Raw genomic sequence first — 17,774 nt, 5'->3', positions numbered from 1 at the left:
CGTCCTCATCGCACCAGGAAGGGACTCTCCGTGCGTAGATCACTGCGATCGTGGCTCGGCGCTGTGCTGAGTGCGGTCCTCGTGGTGGGCGGCATCGTCGCCATACCACCGGCGGCCAGCGCAGCCGCGTTCAGCGTTCTCGTGTTCTCCAAGACCGCCGGCTTCCGGCACGGCTCGATCACCCCCGGCATCGCCGCCATCCAGGCGCTCGGCGCGGCCAACGACTTCACCGTCGAGGCCACCGAGGACTCGGCCCAGTTCACCGACGCCAACCTGGCCCGGTTCCGGGCGGTCATCTGGCTCTCCACCACCGGCGACGTACTCAACGCGGCGCAGCAGTCCGCGTTCGAGCGGTACATCGCGGCCGGCGGCGGGTACGTCGGCGTACACGCCGCCAGCGACACCGAGTACGACTGGCCCTGGTACGGCGGGCTGGTCGGCGCCTACTTCGCCTCGCACCCGGCCGAGCAGACCGCGACGGTCAAGGTCGCCGACCAGGTGCACACGTCCACCGCCGGCCTGCCGCAGCGCTGGTCCCGGTTCGACGAGTGGTACAACTACCGGACCAACCCGCGCGGCACCGTGCACGTGCTCGCCACGCTGGACGAGACCACGTACACCGGTGGCAGCAACGGGTCCGACCACCCGATCAGCTGGTGCCACAACTACGGCGGCGGCCGGTCCTGGTACACCGGCATGGGACACACCGACGCGTCGTACGCGGACGCGAACTTCCGCAAGCACCTGCTCGGCGGCATCCTCGGCGCCTCCGGCACCGTGGCCACCGACTGCGGCGGCACCGTCACCAGCAACTTCCAGCGGGTCGAGCTGGCCAAGGGGGTGGCCGAGACCGGTGAGCCGATGACCCTCACCGTCCTGCCCGACCGGGGCGTGCTGCACACCTCCCGCAACGGCGTGGTCCGGCACACCGACGTCGCCGGCAACACCAAGGTCGCCGGCACCCTGCCGGTCTACACCGGCGACGAGGAGGGGCTCCAGGGCATCAAGGCCGACCCCAACTTCGCCACCAACCGCTGGGTGTACCTCTACTACGCCCCGCCGCTGTCCACCCCCGGCGGCGGCGCGCCGGCCACCGGCACCCCGGCGCAGTTCGCCCCGTGGGACGGCGTCAACCGGCTCACCCGGGTCACCCTCAACGCCGACAACACCCTCAACCTGGCCAGCGAGACGCTGATCCTGGAGGTCCCGACCAGCCGGGGCATGTGCTGCCACGTCGGCGGTGACATGGACTTCGACGCCGCCGGCAACCTCTACCTCTCCACCGGCGACGACACCAACCCGTTCGACTCGGCCGGGTTCAGCCCGATCGACGAGCGGCCCGACCGCAACCCGGCGTTCGACGCCCAGCGCACCTCGGGCAACACGAACGACCTGCGCGGCAAGGTGCTCCGGATCAAGCCGAGCGCGGCCGGCGGCTACACCATCCCGGCCGGCAACATGTTCGCGCCGGGCACCGCGCGGACCCGTCCCGAGATCTACGCGATGGGCTTCCGCAACCCGTTCCGGATGAGCGTCGACAAGGCCACCGGCGTGGTCTACCTCGGCGACTACGGGCCGGACGCGGGCACCGCCGACCCGAACCGGGGACCGGCGGGCAACGTGGAGTTCGCCCGGATCGCCCAGCCCGGCTTCTACGGCTGGCCGTACTGCACGGCGCGCAACGACGCGTACAACGAGTACACCTTCCCGAGCGGCCCGTCGGGTGCGAAGTACAACTGTGCCGGCGGCCCGATCAACAACTCGCCGAACAACACCGGCCTCACCCAGCTGCCGCCGGCCATCCCGGCCTGGCTGCCGTACGGCGGCTCGGGCAGCCCGCCGGAGTTCACCGGTGGCGGCCTGTCCCCGATGGGTGGCCCGGTCTACCGGTACAACCCTGCCTCCACCTCGGACGTGGCGTTCCCGCAGTACTACGACGGCACCTACTTCGCCGGTGAGTTCGGCCGCCGCTGGATCAAGAACATCAAGCTCGACGCGGCTGGCGAGCCGCTGAAAATCAACCCGTTCCCGTGGACCGGCACCCAGGTCATGGACATGGAGTTCGGCCCCGACGGCGCCCTCTACGTACTCGACTACGGCACCGGCTGGTTCAACGGCGACGCGAACTCGGCGCTCTACCGGATCGAGTACGCCCGCGAGGGCCGGGCACCCATCCCGAAGGTCACCGCGACCCCCACCAGCGGGGTGGCACCGCTGACCGTGGCATTCTCCTCGGCCGGCACCCTCGACCCCGACGGCGACCCGTTCACCTACGCCTGGGACTTCGACAACAACGGCACCACCGACTCCACCGCCGCGAACCCGACCTTCACGTACACCACCAACGGCGTACGCAGCCCCACGCTGACGGTGCGGGACACCACCGGCAAGACGGGCACCGCGAGCGTGGTGGTGACCGTCGGCAACAGCGCCCCGGTCGTCACCGTGAACACCCCGCTCAACGGCTCGACGTTCAGCTTCGGTGACGCGGTGCCGTTCAACGTGACCGTCACCGACGCCCAGGACGGTGCGATCGACTGCGCCCGGGTCAAGGTGAACTACGTCCTCGGCCACGACTCGCACGGTCACCAGCTCGGCAGCGTGCAGGGCTGCACCGGGGTCATCCAGACCTCGGCCGACGGCGAGCACGACACCGCGGCGAACATCTTCGGCATCATCGACGCCGAGTACACCGACCTCGGTGGCGGCGGCCAGGCACCGCTGACCACGCACACCCAGGCGGTGCTGCAACCCCGTACCCGTCAGGCCGAGCACTTCGGTGACTCCAGCGGCATCCAGGTCACCGCACCGGGCAACGCGCAGGGCGGCGGCGCGATCGGGTACATCGACAACAACGACTGGATCTCGTACACCCCGTACAACCTGGCCGGCGTCCAGTCGTTCAGCGCCCGGGTCGGCGCCCCGGCCGGCGGTGGCGGCACCCTCGAACTGCGGGTCGACTCACCCACCGGACCGCTGGTCGGTTCGGCCACGGTGGTCCCGACCGGCGGGTACAACACCTGGGCGACGGTCACCGGCGGCGTCACCGCGCCGACCGGCACCCGGACGCTCTACCTGGTGTTCAAGGGCACCGGGCCGTACTTCGACGTGGACGAGTTCACCCTCTCCACCACGCCGGGCGGTCCCGGACCGGACCCGGACCCGGATCCCGAACCGGAGCCGGGCGCCAACCTGGCGCTGAACAAGCCCGCCCGGTCGTCCAGCGTCCAAGACGCCTTCGTCGCCGCAGGCGCCTTCGACGGGGTCGCCGGCACCCGCTGGGCCAGCGCGTTCAGCGACCCGCAGTGGATCGACGTCGACCTCGGCGCCTCGTACAACATCAACCGGGTCAAGCTGACCTGGGAGGCGGCGTACGGCAGCGCGTACCAGATCCAGACCTCGCCCGACGGGGCCACCTGGACCACCATCCGGAGCGTGACCGGCGGTGACGGCGGGGTCGACGACCTCACCGGCCTGACCGGCACCGGCCGGTACGTACGCCTCAACGGCACCACCCGGGGCACCGGCTGGGGCTACTCGCTGTTCGAGTTCGAGGTGTACGGCAGCACTGGCGGTTCCAACCCGCAGCCCACCACCAACCTGCTGCTGAACAAGCCGACCCTCGTCTCCAGCAGTGAGGGAGCCGGCATGTCCGGCGCCCAGGCGGTGGACGGCAGCCTCACCACCCGCTGGTCGTCGCTGTTCGCCGATCCGCAGTGGCTCCGGGTCGACCTCGGCACGCCGACCGCGATCGGCCGGGTCAAACTGACCTGGGAAGCGGCGTACAGCAGCGCGTACCAGATCCAGACCTCCAACGACGGCACCACCTGGACCACCGTGCGCTCGGTGACCGGTGCCAACGGCGGGGTGGACGAACTGACCGGCCTCGGCGCCAACGCCCGCTACATCCGGGTCAACGGCACCGCGAGAGGCACCGGCTACGGCCACTCCCTCTGGGAGTTCGAGGGGTACGCCAGCTAGCTCAGCACCACCACCGAGCATGTGGCCGGTACGGGATCTCCCGTACCGGCCACATTCGGTTCCCGGCCGGTGGCGGCGAGCGGGTACCGTGCGGGATCGCCGTCCGATGACCGGGGAGCCGTTGTGAGTGTCCGAGCCGCCAACACCCTCACCGCCCGATGGACGTCCCGGCTCGACGGGCGGCAGACGGTGCTCTCCGGCGCCGGTGTCTACCCGCTGCTGGCGCTGCTGGCCCCGTACGCGACCGGTCCCGCCCGTACGGAACTGCTCTCCGTCGCCGCCAGCCCGGCCGACTTCGACCTCGACGACTCACCGACCACCCGGCTCGCCCTCGGCTTCTGGTCCAGGGCGGAGCTGCCGTTGACCGAAGAGTGGCTGCGCGCGGTGCCGGAGCCGCTGCGCGGGGAGCTGACCGGTGATCCCGAGGTGGATCAGCCGGTTCTCGACCGGTGGGCGGCGGAGCAGACCGAGGGACTGATCCCGACCATGCCGGTCGCCGTGGACACCGAGACCCTCATGTTGCTGGCCAGTGCGCTGCTGGTGGTGACCGACTGGGTCGAGCCGTTCGATGAGGACCCCTGCACACCGCAGGCGGGCCCGTGGCGGGGCCGGAGCCTGGTCGGACTGTATCGCACGACGCACGACCTGAGCCTGCTACGGGTAGTCGACACCGAGGCCGGACCGGTGACCCTGTTGACTGTCGCCGGCCGCGACGACGTCGACGTGGTACTTGCCCTCGGCGACCCGGCACGTGCCGCCGCGGAGGTGCTGCCGGCCGCGATCACCGCCCTCGCCGGACCGTCGGCGCCGGCCGTCGAGGCCGGACCCGGTGTACGGACGGAGATCGTGTCGGCGGACGATGACCGACCTGAGCTGGTCACGTCGACGGTCGCCTTCACCGTCACCGGTGAGCACGATCTGTCGGAACACGCCGCGCTGTTCGGTCTGCGCAGCGCCATGGACGGAAACAACGGACACTTTCCCGGAATCAGCCCGATGCCGGTGGCCGTGTCGCAGGCTCGGCAGAGCGCGACGGCAACGTTCAGCGGCACCGGGTTCAAGGCCGCCGCCGTCACCGCGATCTCCTGGCTGTGCGGGTCCGCCAGGCCGGTGGAGACCAAGCGGAAGCAACTCGTACGCGTCGACTTCGACCGTCCGTTCGGGTTCCTCGCCGTGCACCGGGCCACCGGCCTGGTTCTCGTCGCCGGCTGGGTGACCGACCCCGAGCCGTACCCGGACGAAGCCGTTTTCGACAGCTGACGTCCTCGCTGCCGGTGCCGACCGGGGCGCCGCGCGCCGCAGCCGGCGTCGATGGCTTCGGCCGCCGAGCCCGGTTCTATGCTGGCGGCCATGCCGCAGGCGTCGATCGACGAGGTTCGTGCTCTCTCCACCCGGATCGCGGCGCTCGCGCCGCAGATCGAGAACGACCGGGCGCTGCCGGAGGAACTGCTCTCCGAGCTGACCGCGCTGGGGCTGTTCCGGCTCGCCGTGCCGCAGGAGGCGGGCGGGACGGAGGCCGACCCGCTCGCCATGTTCGAGATCTTCGAGGAACTGGGCCGGGCCGACGGCTCGGTGGGCTGGTGCACGATGATCGCCGCGATCACCGGATTCACCCTCGGCTACCTGGACGAGCCCACGGCGACGGAACTGCTCGCCGACCCACGGTTCGTGATCGCCGGGGTCGCGGCGCCCTCCGGCCGGGCCACCGTCGTGCCCGGCGGCTACCGGGTACGCGGCCGCTGGTCGTTCGCCAGCGCCAGCCGGCACGCAACCCACCTGGTCGGCGGATGCGTGGTCGTCGACGACACCGGCCCGGTCCCCGGACCGGGCGGGATGCCACAGGTACGGCACGTGATCATGCCGGTGGCCGACGTGACCATCCACGACAACTGGGACGTCGTCGGGCTCGCCGGCACCGGCAGCCACGACATCGAGGCGGTGGACGTCTTCGTCCCGGAGGCGTACTCGATCTCGCTCTTCGGGCCGGCGCGGGTCGACCGGCCGCTCTACCGGTTCCCGGTGTTCGGGCTGCTGGCGTACGGCATCGGCGCGGTCGCGCTCGGCATCGCCCGGGCCGCCCTCGACGAGTTCGCGCGGTTGGCGGGGGAGAAACGCGACCCGTTGACCGGGCAGCCGCTGGCCGGCAAACCGATGAGTCGGGTCGTGCTGGCCGAGGCGGAGGCGATCCTCGGCGGCGGGCGGGCGTACCTGGTCGGCGAGATCGCCGAGTGCTGGCGACTGGTGTCGGCCGGCGAGCAGGTGCCGGTGCACCGGCGGGCCCGGCTGCGACTGGCCATCGCCCACGCGACCGGAAGCGCCGCCCGGGCCGTCGATCTGGTCTACCACGCCGGTGGCGGGACCTCGATCCGCCGGGCCAGCCCGCTGCAACGCTGCTTCCGGGACGTGCACGTGGCGACCCAGCACGCACTGGTCGGCTCCGACGTGTTCGAGATGGTCGGCGGGGTGCTGCTCGACCAACCGGTTCCCACCGTACGGCTGTGATCCGCCGAGCCGATCGCTCGCCCGATCGACCGGCGACGCCTAGGGTTGGGGACATGGTCGATGGTCCGGTGGTCGCGGTACGGGGCGAGGCGTTTCGTGAGGTGCCGCCGGAGCTGGCGCGCTTCCAGGTGACCGCGACCGCGCGGGACAAGGACCGGCAGGCCACCCTGACCCGGCTGGCCGAACGGGCCGAGGGCGTACGCGCGCTGATCGACTCGTACGGCGCCGCGATCGAGCGTCGGGAGAGCGGCCAGTTGCAGGTGTACCCGGAGGTCAAACGTTCCGGCGAGCGGGTGGTGGCGTACCACGGCAGCGTGAGCACGACGGTGACCGTCACCGACTTCACCGTGCTCGGCGAACTGATGCTGCGCCTCGCCGACCGGGACCAGACGCAGATCGCCGGGCCGTGGTGGGAACTGCGGCCGGGCAGCCCGGTGTACCGGGAGGCGCGTCGGGCCGCGATCGGCGAGGCCGTCGAGCGGGCCCGGGAGTACGCGGACGCGCTCGGCGCGCGGGTGACCGCCCTGGTCCAGTTGGCGGATGCCGGTTCCGAGCAGCCCCGGCCGATGATGATGGTCGGCTCGACGCAGAGTTTCCGGGCCAAGGGTGCGATGGACGGTGTGCCCGAACTCGACCTCGACCCGCAGATGCAGAGCATCCAGGCCAGTGTCGAGGCGCGGTTCACCATCAGCGAGCCGACGGTGCTCGCGCAGCCGCGCGACTGAGCGGGTCCGGTCGTGGCGGTACCGGCGCAGCCGTACACCTTCGAGGAACTTGTCGCGCGGGCCGGTGCCCTCGTCGGCGCCGGTCCCCGGCGGCTGCTCGGCATTACCGGCGCACCGGGCGCCGGTAAGTCCACCCTGGCCGGTCGGTTGGTGGCCGCGCTCGGCCCGACGGCCGCGCTGGTGCCGATGGACGGGTTCCATCTTGCCGAGGCCGAACTGCACCGCCTCGGGCGGCACGGCCGCAAGGGCGCGATCGACACCTTCGACGGCGCCGGTTTCGTGGCCCTGGTGCACCGGCTGCGTACGGTCGTCGACACCACCGTGTACGCGCCGGAGTTCCGCCGCGACCTGGAGGAGTCGATCGCCGGGGCGATCGGGGTGCCGCCGGAGGTGCGGCTGGTGGTCACCGAGGGCAACTACCTGCTGGTGCCGACCAGGCCCTGGGGTGAGCTGCGCGGGCTGCTCGACGAGGTGTGGTTCCTCGATCTCGACGCGGGCGAGCGGCTGCACCGGCTCACCGAACGGCACATCGGCTTCGGTCGCCCGGTCACCGAGGCGGCCGCTCGGGCCCGTGGCACCGACCAGGTCAACGCCGACCTGATCGAGACCACGGCGGTCCGCTCCGATGTGGTCGTACGACTGTCGGACTGACCCCGCCGGGCCGGGTCACCGGGCGTCCGATGCTCTGCAAGGCGAATATTCCTCTCGTAGAGTCGGGTACCCGACGCTGAGACCCATCGTCGTGAACCACTACCCGGCGGGGTGATGGCGAAGCGGATCGAGGACTGGTAAACCGGGCGCACAACGGCGTTTCGGCGGGTTCGGGACGTTGACATTCCATCATCGACAGGAGGCTCGTGTCCGCACGGAAGGTATTGGCCTGGTATGCCGTCGTCATGGGCGTACTGGTCGGCTGTTTCTTCGTCGTGCCGGTGCTGCGTACCGTCCTGTTCGCGGTGGTGGGACTGGGTGGGGCGGTGGCCGTCGTGGTTGGCGTACGGTGGCACCGCCCGCGCCGTGGATACACCTGGTGGCTGCTTTCCGCCGGCATGGTGCTACTGGCCGTCGGCGATGTTCTTTACAGTGTCGGCACGGATCTGCCGAGCGACGCGCCGGCATCGGCGGCAGATGTTTCCTATCTGTTGATGTTCCCCCTGATCGGCGCGGGACTGCTCGGCCTGACGAGATCAAACATTGTCGCCCGTGACCGCTCCCAGTTCCTCGACTTTCTGATCTTCAGCACCTCGGCCGGATTCCTTCTGTGGATCTTCGTCCTCGCTCCCCACCTGACCGGACCCGGAGTGAATCCGTTCAGCAGCTCGACGCTGGCCGCGTTCGCCCTGGCCGACCTGCTGGTGCTGGCCACCACCGTCCGGCTGCTGACCGCCACCCGGACCAACCCGGCCGCCGTGCTGCTGGTGATCGGTGCCGCCGGCATGCTCGCCGCCGACATCGGCTACGGCATCGCCCTGCTCGACGACGGCTGGCAGCCGGGTGGCCCGATCGAGCTGGGCTGGTTCACCTTCTCCGCCTGCTGGGGTGCAGCGGCCCTGCACCCCGCGATGCCCCGGCTCACCGAACCGGTGCAGCCACGGCACAACGAAATCGGGCGGCTGCGGCTGGTCCTGCTCGGACTGGCCGCCGTACTCGCCCCGGCGGTGCTGCTGTTGGAGGCCGTCAGCGGCGACGTACGCGACGGCACCGTGATCGCGGTGGTCTCCGGGGTGATGTTTGTGCTGGTGCTCAGCCGGCTCGGCGACGCCGCCGACGCGCACCGGCTGGTCGTGGCCCGCGAACGCAGCCTCCGCAAGGCCGCCGCCGACCTGGTCTCGGCGACCGCCGCCCGCGAGGTCGACCGGGCCGTACGCGCCGCCGTCGCCCAGTTGGTGCCGAAGCACGCCGCACACCGGGTGGTGTTCACCGTCAACCGGGCCGACGGGGTGCCGGCGGTGGCAACGAGCATCTGGGGCCCCGCCGTCACTGAGCCGTCCGCGTACTACCCGGCGCCGAGCGCGGCGACCGCGCGCCGGACCCGGGTGCTGCGCGTCGGCGCGCTCCAACCGGCCCTCGCCGAGCAGTTGGGACAGTTCAAGACCGCCGTGCTCTGCCCGCTCGTGCTCGACGAACGGGCCACCGGGCTGCCCCGGGTCGGTGCCCTGCTGGTCGCCGCCGACGCCGACGTGCTCGCCGGGCTGCGCGACTCGCTGGAGGTGCTGGCCGCACAGGTGGCGCTGGCCCTGGAACGGATCGGGCTCAGCCAGGAGATCAGCCGGCGGGACAGCGAGGCGTACTTCCGCAGCGTGGTGCAGAACGCCACCGACGTCATCCTGGTCGTCGACGACGACCGGTCGATCCGGTACGCGAGCCCGTCGGTCCGGACCGTGATCGGCATCGAGCCGACCGACTGCACCGAGCTGACCTCGGTGGTGCACCCCGACGACCACGAGATGCTCGACGACCTGCTCGAACCGGCCCGCGCGGCGGCGGGGGAGTGGGCCGACTGGACCGTACGGCGCCCCGACGGCGAGCGGATCCACCTGGAGGTGAGCTGCCGGGACCTGCGCCGGGACCGGACCGTCCGGGGGCTGGTGGTGACGATGCGGGACATCACCGAGCGGCGCCGGCTCGAACGCGAACTGACCCACCGGTCGATGCACGACGTACTGACCGGGCTGGCGAACCGGGCGGCCTTCCAGGACCAGGTGTACGCCGCGGTCGGCCACGCCCGGCGCAGCGGCCGTACGGTCGGGGTGCTCTGCGTCGACCTGGACGAGTTCAGCTCGGTCAACGACGCGCACGGGCACGCGGTCGGCGACGGGCTGCTGATCGCGGTCGGCCAGCGGCTGCGGGAACTGGTGGGGTCCACCGGGCTGGTGGCCCGGCTCGGCGGTGACGAGTTCGCCGTCCTTGTGCCGGATGCGGAGAACCCGGAGCAGGCCGAAGCCCTCGCCGACGAGATCATCCGGGCGCTCGCCGAGCCGCTCGCCGTCGGCGACACCCTGGTCAACGGATCGGTCAGCGTCGGCGTGGCGACCAGCGCCGACGCCACCGACGCGGGCGAGCTGCTCAAACACGGCGACCTGGCACTGTACGTGGCGAAGGGCGCCGGGAAGGGCCGCTGGTGCCGCTACCAGTCCGAGCTGCACACCGCCATCGTGCAGCGGCTCGAACTGCGTACCGCGCTGGCCGAGGCGGTGCAACGACGCAGCTTCGTGGTCGAGTACCAGCCGATCGTCGACCTATACAGTGGCGCCGCCGCCGGCTTCGAGGCGCTGGTCCGCTGGCACCATCCGGGCCGGGGAATGGTCCCGCCGGACCAGTTCATCGCGCTGGCCGAGGAGACCGGCCTGATCGAGCAGATCGGCGACTGGGTGCTCCGCCAGGCGGTCGCCGCCGTCGGCCGCTGGCGCCAGGACCGGCCACCGGCCACCACGCCGTACGTGAGCGTCAACGTCTCCGCCCGGCAACTGCGCGCCGGTGGGTTCGTCGACCGGGTACGCGACGCGTTGTCGACCGCCGACGTACCGCCGACCCTGCTCATGCTGGAGATCACCGAGAGCCTGTTGCTCCGCGACGACGACCGGGTCTGGGCGGAACTGACCGAGCTGCGGACCCTCGGCGTACGGGTGGCGATCGACGACTTCGGCACCGGGTTCTCGTCCCTGAGCTACCTGCAGCAGATGCCGGCCGACGTACTCAAGATCGATCGGTCGTTCACCGCCACCGTGACGTCGTCCCGCCGGCAACTGCTGCTGCTGGAGGGCATCATCCGGCTCGCCGGAACGCTGAGCCTGGACATCGTGGCCGAGGGAGTGGAGACCGAGGAGGTACGCACCCTGCTGATGGACCTGGGCTGCGTCTCCGGCCAGGGCTACCTCTTCTCCCGTCCGCTGGCCGAGGACGCCGCCAGCCGCTGGGCCCCGCACCTGCGTACCCCCGCCCCCACCCAACGCGCCTGACCGCCGTACCCACGTCGGCCGACCCCCTCGTTGATCTAGGGCAAATACGTGCTAGTTGATCTCCAGTCACCACCATTCGCCCTAGATCGACGGGTGGGGGTGGGTGGGGTGGGGGCGGGGTGGGGGCGGGGTGGGGGGGTTAGGGGAGGGGGCGGAGGGGGTGGGTGGGGTTGCCGGTGGCGATGATGTTGGCGGGGAGGTCGCGGGTGACGACCGCGCCGGCGCCGACCACGGTGTTCTCGCCGATGGTGACACCGGGCAGCACGATGGCGCCGCCGCCGAGCCAGACGTTGTCGCCGATCACGATCGGTCGGGCCGCCTCCCATTTGGCCCGGCGCGGCTCCGGTTCGGTCGGATGGGTCGGGGTCAGCAGTTGTACGTTCGGGCCGATCTGTACGTCGGCGCCGATCGTGATCGACGCGACGTCGAGCATGATCGCGCCATAGTTGACGAAGGTGCCGGGACCGATGGTGATCCGGTAGCCGAAATCGCAGTAGAACGGCGGGCGTACGCCGACCCCGTCGCCGACCTGGCCGAGCAACTCGGTCAGCAGTTGGTGGCGCAGTTCCGGTTCGGCGGCGCTGCTCGCATTGAAGCGTTCCATCAGCAGTGCCGCCCGCTGCGCGTCCGCGACGATCTCCGGATCGTCGGCGAGGTAGAGCTCGCCCGCGAGCATCCGTTCCTTCTGCGAGGTCATGGCCTTCCTTCCGGGCGAGCGCCCACCGGCGATGCCCGGAGGGTGCGGACCACCGTCGACGCGTCGGAGATCGTATTGGTGCGTCATGAGCAGTGCCTGGGGTGATCGACTCCGTCGAATGTGGGTGGAGTGCCGGAAATGATCACTAGCTATGAGATGGTCGAATTGTCGATGGTCTCAGGGGTATCAGATGCATACCCAGTATGCAATGCTGACCGGTGTCCATGCAGGACCTGGCATCCGTTGGATGTCGACCGGGGAGGTTTGCGTTGCACATGCCGAGGAGATTGACCGCGGTCGTACTGGGGGCGGGGTTGGTGCTCGGCACCGGCTCGGCCGGCCTGGCGGCACCCGTACCGACGGCGGCGAAGCCGCAGCCGGCGGCGCCGACCGCACGGGCACAGGCCCAGCCCGTCACCGTGACCCTGCTGACCGGTGACCGGGTCACGCTCGCGTCGCCCGAGGCCCGTACCGGTGCGGTGCAGCCGGGCAAGGGACGCGAGAAGATGCAGTTCGTCGCGAACTACGAACCGGACGGGCTGTACGTGATTCCGCGGGACGCGTCCCGGCTGATCCGGTCGGGACAGCTCGACCGGCGCCTGTTCAACATCACCGGGCTGGTGCAGGCCCGCTACCACGATGCCGCGCGGGACAATCTGCCGCTGATCGTGACCTACCGCGCCGGAGCCGTGGCCTCCGCCACCGGCACGCTGCGCGGTGTCGGCGCCAGCGTCACCCGGGAACTGCCCGCCATCGGCGGGGCCGCGGTCGCCGCCACCAAGGCCGGGGCCGGTGCCTTCTGGGCCGGCGTCACCACCGGTCAGGGCAGCGCCGCCCGCGCCGACACCGCCGGTGGGATCGAGAAGATCTGGCTGGACGGCAAGCGGCAGCTGAACCTCGACCACAGCGTGGCGCAGATCGGCGCGCCGGCCGCGTACCAGGCCGGTTTCACCGGTCGGGGCGTCACCGTCGCGGTGCTCGACTCCGGGGTCGACGTGAACCACCCCGACCTGGTCGGCAAGGTCGCCGAGGCGCGGAACTTCAGCGAGGAGGCCGAACCCGGCGACATCGTCGGCCACGGCACCCACGTCGCCTCGATCATCGCCGGCACCGGTGCCGCCTCCGGTGGCAAGTACCGGGGCGTCGCGCCCGACGCGACCCTGGTCTCCGGCAAGGTCTGCGAGGCCTACGGCTGCACCGAGTCGGCGATCCTGGCCGGGCTCCAGTGGGCGGCCGTGGACAAGCAGGCGGACGTGGTCAACATCAGCCTCGGCGGCTACGACACGCCCGAGATCGACCCGCTCGAAGAGGCGGTCAACACCCTCACCGCGCAGACCGGCACGCTGTTCGTGATCTCCGCCGGTAACGACTACTCGGACGCCTCGGTCGGCTCGCCGGGCAGCGCGGACGCCGCCCTGACCGTCGGGGCGGTGGACCGCGACGACAAGCTCGCCGAGTTTTCCAGCAAGGGCCCCCGGGTCGGCGACGACGCCGTGAAGCCGGACATCACCGCGCCCGGCGTCGACATCGTCGCGGCCAAGGGCGCCGGCACCGAACTCGGCGCCCCGGTCGGCGACCACTACGTGAGCCTCTCCGGCACCTCGATGGCGGCCCCGCACGTCGTCGGAGCGGTCGCGCTCCTGAGCCAGCAGCACCCGGACTGGAGCGCGGCACAGTTCAAGTCGACGCTGATGGCCTCGGCCAAGCCCGACCCGACGCTCACCGCGTACCAGCAGGGAGCCGGCCGGGTCGACGTGGCCCGCGCCATCACCCAGCCGGTGACCACCGACCCGGCCAGCCTCTCGTTCGGCCGCGCCAGCTGGCCGCACGCGGACGACGAGGCGGTCACCCGGACCGTCACCTACCGCAACCCCGGCAGCGCCGAGCTGACCCTGGAGCTGGCGCTCCAGATCGCCGGCCCGGACGGGGCGACCGCACCGGCCGGCCTGTTCCGGGTCAGCGCGGACCGGGTCACCGTGCCCGCCGGCGGCCAAGCGGCGGTCACCGTGACCGCCGACACCAGCGTGGCCAGCGCGGACGGCTACTGGTCCGGCCGGCTCACCGCCACCGCCGGATCGACCGTGGTGACCACGCCGGTCGGGGTGCACAAGGAGGTCGAGAGCTACGACCTGACGCTCACCCACATCGACCAGGTCGGCAACCCGGCCGTCGAGTACAGCACCCTGCTGGTCGGTCTCGACCGTTACCTCTTCACCAGCCTGTACGAGGAGGACGGCACCCTGACCGTACGGCTGCCCAAGGGGCGGTACGGGCTGAACGCCAACCTGTTCCGCGAGCGGGCCGAGGAGGAGTACGACACCACGATGCTGGTGCAGCCGGAGTTGGTCGTCAGCGGGAACACCTCGATCACGCTCGACGCCCGCCGAGCCCGGCCGGTCCAGGTGACGGTGCCGAAGCGGTCCGCCGCACCGGCGCTGATCGACCTCACGGCGAACTGGCTGACCGACGACGGCGGCTTCGGCACCAGCACGCTGGCCTTCTCGTTCGAGAACCTCACCGCCGGCCCGATCGGTAGCGGTACGGGGCCGGAGGGCTTCAGCGCCCAGATCGGTCACCAGTGGGGCGAGCCGGGTCCGGACGAGGACTTCGCCAACAGCCCCTACCTGTACGCGCTCGCCGACTTCTTCCCCGGTCGGTTCCCGAACGGGTACGTCCGCCACTACCGGGACCGGGACCTGGCGACGGTGCGCAACGACTTCCGGGGCACCCTGAACGGGCAGGAGGCCTACCGTCTGGTGTTCCCGGAGTTCGAGGCGAACACCGGGGGCTGGGCGATCGTCCTGCCGGTGAAGGTGCCGGGGCAGCGGGTCGAGTACGTCAGCACCGACCCCGGCATCCGCTGGGAATCGGCACTGGAGTTCACCGTCCCGAGCGACGACGGCTTCCCGCAGACCCAGGCGGTGCTGGAGTCGCGGCCGACGGCGTACCAGGCCGGGCGGGACTACCAGCGGGTGTGGAACTCCGCGCCGTACGGGCCGTCGTTCCCCGAATCGCGGTGGCCGGGCGAGGGTCTGGTCCGGCAGGGGAACCTGATCGGGGTCGGCGTGTCGATCTACAGCGACGCCGCTGGGCACGGCGGCGGTTCGCTGACCAGCACCGCCCGGACCGCGCTCTACCGCAACGGCAAGCTGGTCGGCGAGAGCCCCGATCCGGGCTACGGCGAGTTCGAGGTGCCGGCCGGTAAGGCCGACTACCGGTTGGCCGTGTCGGCGACCCGGACGGTGGCGGAGCTGGCCACCTCGACCGAGGTGGCGTGGACGTTCCGCTCCGGGGAGGTGCCCGGTGACGAGTTCGCCAAGCTGCCGGCGATGGCGATCCGGTACGCGCCGAGGCTCGACGTGACCAACGCGGCTCCGGCCGGTCGGCAGTTCGACATCCCGGTGACCGTGCAGCGGCAGCCCGGTGCGCCGGACGCGCAGGTGCGGCGGCTGACCGTCGAGGTCTCGTACGACGACGGGCGTACCTGGCGGGACGCGGATGTCCGGTCCGTGAGGTCCGGTTGGGTGGCGGGTGTACGGCACCCCGCCGGGGCGACGTACGCGTCGCTGCGGGCGAAGGCGACCGACTCGGCCGGTAACACGGTCACCCAGCAGGTCATCCGGGCGTACAAGCTGAAGTAGGCGCTCGGCGACGAGGGCGGGGTGTCGGCTCGGTCGAGCCGGCACCCCGTACCCGTCGGGTGTCAGTCGTTGGCGTGCAGGGCGGCGTTGAGTTCGATGCCGTGGCCGGTGCGGGGCCGGGCCTCCAGGGCGCCGGTCACCGAGTTGCGCCAGAACAGCAGCCCGGCCACGCCGGAGAGTTCGCGGGCCTTGACCACGGTCCCGTCCGGCAGGCTGATCTTGGAGCCGGCGGTGATGTAACAACCCGCCTCGACCACGCAGTCGTCGCCGAGCGAGATGCCGATTCCGGCGTTCGCGCCGAGCAGGCTGCGTTCGCCGATGCGGATCTTCTCCTTGCCGCCGCCGGAGAGCGTGCCCATGATCGAAGCACCGGCGCCGACGTCGGAGCCGTCGCCGACGACCACCCCGGCCACGATCCGGCCCTCCACCATCGAGGTGCCCAGGGTGCCGGCGTTGAAGTTGCAGAAGCCCTCGTGCATGACCGTGGTGCCGGGCGCCAGGTGGGCGCCGAGCCGGACCCGGTCGGCGTCGGCGATCCGGACCCCGGACGGCACCACGTAGTCGGTCATCCGGGGGAACTTGTCCACCCCGTACACGGCCAGGTGGCGGCCGGCGGCCCGTTCGATCACCCGCAGCTCGTCCACCCGCTCCGGCGGGCACGGCCCGGCCGAGGTCCAGGCCACGTTCGCCAACTGCCCGAAGATGCCGTCGAGGTTGAGCTCGTTGGGCCGCACCAGGCGGTGGGAGAGCAGGTGCAACCGCAGGTACGCGTCGGCGGCGTCCTTGATCGGGTCGGCCAGCGAACCAATTTCCGTGATCAACACCACCGTACGCAGACCGGGCAGCGCCCGTTCGCCGACCGCTCCCGGCGGCAGGTCGAGTACGTCCGCCTGCTCCTCGCCGGGGACCAACGGCAGGGCGCCCAAGCCCAGCTTGCCGGTCGGGTACCAGGTGTCGAGCACCTGGTCGTCGGCGGTGACGGTGGCCAGTCCGATACCCCAGGCGGGCTGCGCGGAAGTCATCGAGTCATCCTTCGTCTCGGAAGCTGCGGGGCCCTGCGAGTCATGGACAGCACAGCTCGGCCGCTCGGTCCGCGCCCGCACAATCCTGACGGTACCGTGCCGGACATGGAGAACCCGCTGACCCCCGAGGTGTTGGCCGATCCGGTCGCGTTGACCCGCGCCCTGGTCGACATCGAGTCCGTCTCGCTCAACGAGAAGGAGATCGCGCACCACGTCGAGGAGGTGCTGCGGTCGGTTCCCCACCTGGACGTGCGACGGCACCAGAACACGGTGATGGCCCGTACGGAGCTGGGCCGGTCGCAGCGGGTGGTGCTGGCCGGGCACCTGGACACGGTGCCGTTGAACGACAACTTCCCGTCGACCCGGGAGGGCGACCTGATCTACGGCTGCGGCACCTCGGACATGAAGTCCGGCGTGGCGTACGCCCTGCACCTGGCGGTGAGCCTGGCCGAACCCCGGTACGACGTGACGTACCTGTTCTACGAGGCGGAGGAGATCGAGAGCCGCTACAACGGGCTGAACCTGGTCGCGAAGGAGCACCCGGAGTGGCTCACGGCCGACTTCGCGGTGCTGCTCGAACCGACGTACGGCGTGGTCGAGGCGGGTTGCCAGGGCACCCTGCGGGCGATCGTGGCGACCACCGGCCGGCGGGCCCACTCGGCCCGGTCCTGGCGCGGGCACAACGCCATCCACGCGGCCGGTGCGGCGCTCGACCGGTTGGCGGCCTACCAGGCCCGCACGGTCACCATCGACGGCTGCGTCTACCGGGAGGGTCTGAACGCGGTCGGCATCCACGGCGGGGTCGCCGGCAACGTGGTGCCCGACCGGTGCGAGATCGAGGTCAACTACCGGTTCGCGCCGGACCGGTCGCCGGAGCAGGCGGAGGCGCACGTACGCGAGGTGTTCGCCGGTCTGGAGGTGAACCTGGTCGACGTGGCCGCCGGGGCGCTGCCCGGCCTCGGTGCCGCGCCGGCCCGCGAGTTCCTGACGGCGGTCGGCGAGGAGCCGGTGGCGAAGCTGGGCTGGACCGATGTGGCCCGGTTCGCCGCGCTCGGCATCCCGGCGCTGAACTTCGGTCCGGGTGACCCGAACCTCGCACACGCGCCGGACGAGCACGTCGAGATCGGGAAGATCCGCGACGGGGCGGCCACCCTGCACCGCTGGCTCGCGCCGGTCTGATCGGGCGGCTCGTCGGCGCTGGCCGGGCCGGATCGGGCCCGGCCGGCCCAGCCGCTGATCAGTCCGAC

General features: G+C 71.3%; 10 protein-coding genes. 8 read left to right on the top strand and 2 right to left on the bottom strand.

The features are described from left to right. The first annotated feature begins 30 nt into the window (after nucleotides 1-30). From ACZ6QQ_RS20885 to ACZ6QQ_RS20860, 6 genes are all read left to right on the top strand, one after another. Nucleotides 31-3,981 (top strand): ThuA domain-containing protein, encoded by a 3,951-nt coding sequence (locus ACZ6QQ_RS20885; RefSeq protein WP_465878161.1) that lies wholly within the window; start codon nucleotides 31-33, stop codon nucleotides 3,979-3,981. A 123-nt stretch (nucleotides 3,982-4,104) separates the two neighbouring features. Then, on the top strand, nucleotides 4,105-5,241 hold the full coding sequence (locus ACZ6QQ_RS20880) for a serpin family protein (RefSeq protein ID WP_465878160.1): 1,137 nt from the start codon (nucleotides 4,105-4,107) through the stop codon (nucleotides 5,239-5,241). A 90-nt stretch (nucleotides 5,242-5,331) separates the two neighbouring features. Next, nucleotides 5,332-6,483, top strand: coding sequence for an acyl-CoA dehydrogenase family protein (locus tag ACZ6QQ_RS20875; protein WP_465878159.1), 1,152 nt, complete (start codon nucleotides 5,332-5,334; stop codon nucleotides 6,481-6,483). Between the two features lie 53 nt (nucleotides 6,484-6,536). Continuing rightward, nucleotides 6,537-7,208 (top strand): SIMPL domain-containing protein, encoded by a 672-nt coding sequence (locus tag ACZ6QQ_RS20870; RefSeq protein WP_465878158.1) that lies wholly within the window; start codon nucleotides 6,537-6,539, stop codon nucleotides 7,206-7,208. 12 nt (nucleotides 7,209-7,220) lie between these two features. Next, nucleotides 7,221-7,859: a nucleoside/nucleotide kinase family protein gene (locus ACZ6QQ_RS20865; RefSeq protein WP_465878156.1), complete on the top strand. Its 639-nt coding sequence runs from the start codon at nucleotides 7,221-7,223 to the stop codon at nucleotides 7,857-7,859. A 206-nt stretch (nucleotides 7,860-8,065) separates the two neighbouring features. After that, on the top strand, nucleotides 8,066-11,167 hold the full coding sequence (locus tag ACZ6QQ_RS20860; RefSeq protein ID WP_465878154.1) for a putative bifunctional diguanylate cyclase/phosphodiesterase: 3,102 nt from the start codon (nucleotides 8,066-8,068) through the stop codon (nucleotides 11,165-11,167). Nucleotides 11,168-11,306: 139 nt separating this feature from the next. Here the strand turns inward: ACZ6QQ_RS20860 and ACZ6QQ_RS20855 are convergent, their stop codons facing one another. Then, nucleotides 11,307-11,864 carry a sugar O-acetyltransferase gene (locus ACZ6QQ_RS20855; protein WP_465878152.1) on the bottom strand — a complete coding sequence of 186 codons (558 nt, stop codon included), beginning with the start codon at nucleotides 11,862-11,864 and terminating at the stop codon, nucleotides 11,307-11,309. A gap of 275 nt (nucleotides 11,865-12,139) precedes the next feature. On the opposite strand from ACZ6QQ_RS20855, the gene ACZ6QQ_RS20850 reads away from it, so the two are divergent. After that, nucleotides 12,140-15,505 (top strand): S8 family serine peptidase, encoded by a 3,366-nt coding sequence (locus ACZ6QQ_RS20850; RefSeq protein ID WP_465878151.1) that lies wholly within the window; start codon nucleotides 12,140-12,142, stop codon nucleotides 15,503-15,505. A gap of 62 nt (nucleotides 15,506-15,567) precedes the next feature. Here ACZ6QQ_RS20850 and dapD read toward each other — a convergent pair whose 3' ends face one another. Then, nucleotides 15,568-16,527, bottom strand: a complete 960-nt coding sequence (gene dapD / locus ACZ6QQ_RS20845; protein ID WP_465878150.1) for a 2,3,4,5-tetrahydropyridine-2,6-dicarboxylate N-succinyltransferase — start codon at nucleotides 16,525-16,527, stop codon at nucleotides 15,568-15,570. 105 nt (nucleotides 16,528-16,632) lie between these two features. Between dapD and dapE the strand changes: the two genes are divergently transcribed. Then, nucleotides 16,633-17,706 carry a succinyl-diaminopimelate desuccinylase gene (dapE, locus tag ACZ6QQ_RS20840; RefSeq protein WP_465878148.1) on the top strand — a complete coding sequence of 358 codons (1,074 nt, stop codon included), beginning with the start codon at nucleotides 16,633-16,635 and terminating at the stop codon, nucleotides 17,704-17,706. Nucleotides 17,707-17,774: the final 68 nt, after the last annotated feature.

The sequence above is a fragment of the Micromonospora sp. NPDC049529 genome, assembly GCF_055586685.1.
Note: the sequence above shows the minus strand (reverse complement) of the source record. Positions and strands in the feature narration are given on the sequence as shown.

What these genes read in the sequence shown, in the direction of transcription:
- ACZ6QQ_RS20875 (WP_465878159.1), top strand. Translation starts at nt 5,332, where the DNA reads ATGCCGCAGGCGTCGATCGACGAGGTTCGTGCTCTCTCCACCCGGATC.
- ACZ6QQ_RS20870 (WP_465878158.1), top strand. Translation starts at nt 6,537, where the DNA reads ATGGTCGATGGTCCGGTGGTCGCGGTACGGGGCGAGGCGTTTCGTGAG.
- ACZ6QQ_RS20855 (WP_465878152.1), bottom strand. Translation starts at nt 11,864, where the DNA reads ATGACCTCGCAGAAGGAACGGATGCTCGCGGGCGAGCTCTACCTCGCC.
- ACZ6QQ_RS20850 (WP_465878151.1), top strand. Translation starts at nt 12,140, where the DNA reads ATGCCGAGGAGATTGACCGCGGTCGTACTGGGGGCGGGGTTGGTGCTC.
- dapD (WP_465878150.1), bottom strand. Translation starts at nt 16,527, where the DNA reads ATGACTTCCGCGCAGCCCGCCTGGGGTATCGGACTGGCCACCGTCACC.
- dapE (WP_465878148.1), top strand. Translation starts at nt 16,633, where the DNA reads ATGGAGAACCCGCTGACCCCCGAGGTGTTGGCCGATCCGGTCGCGTTG.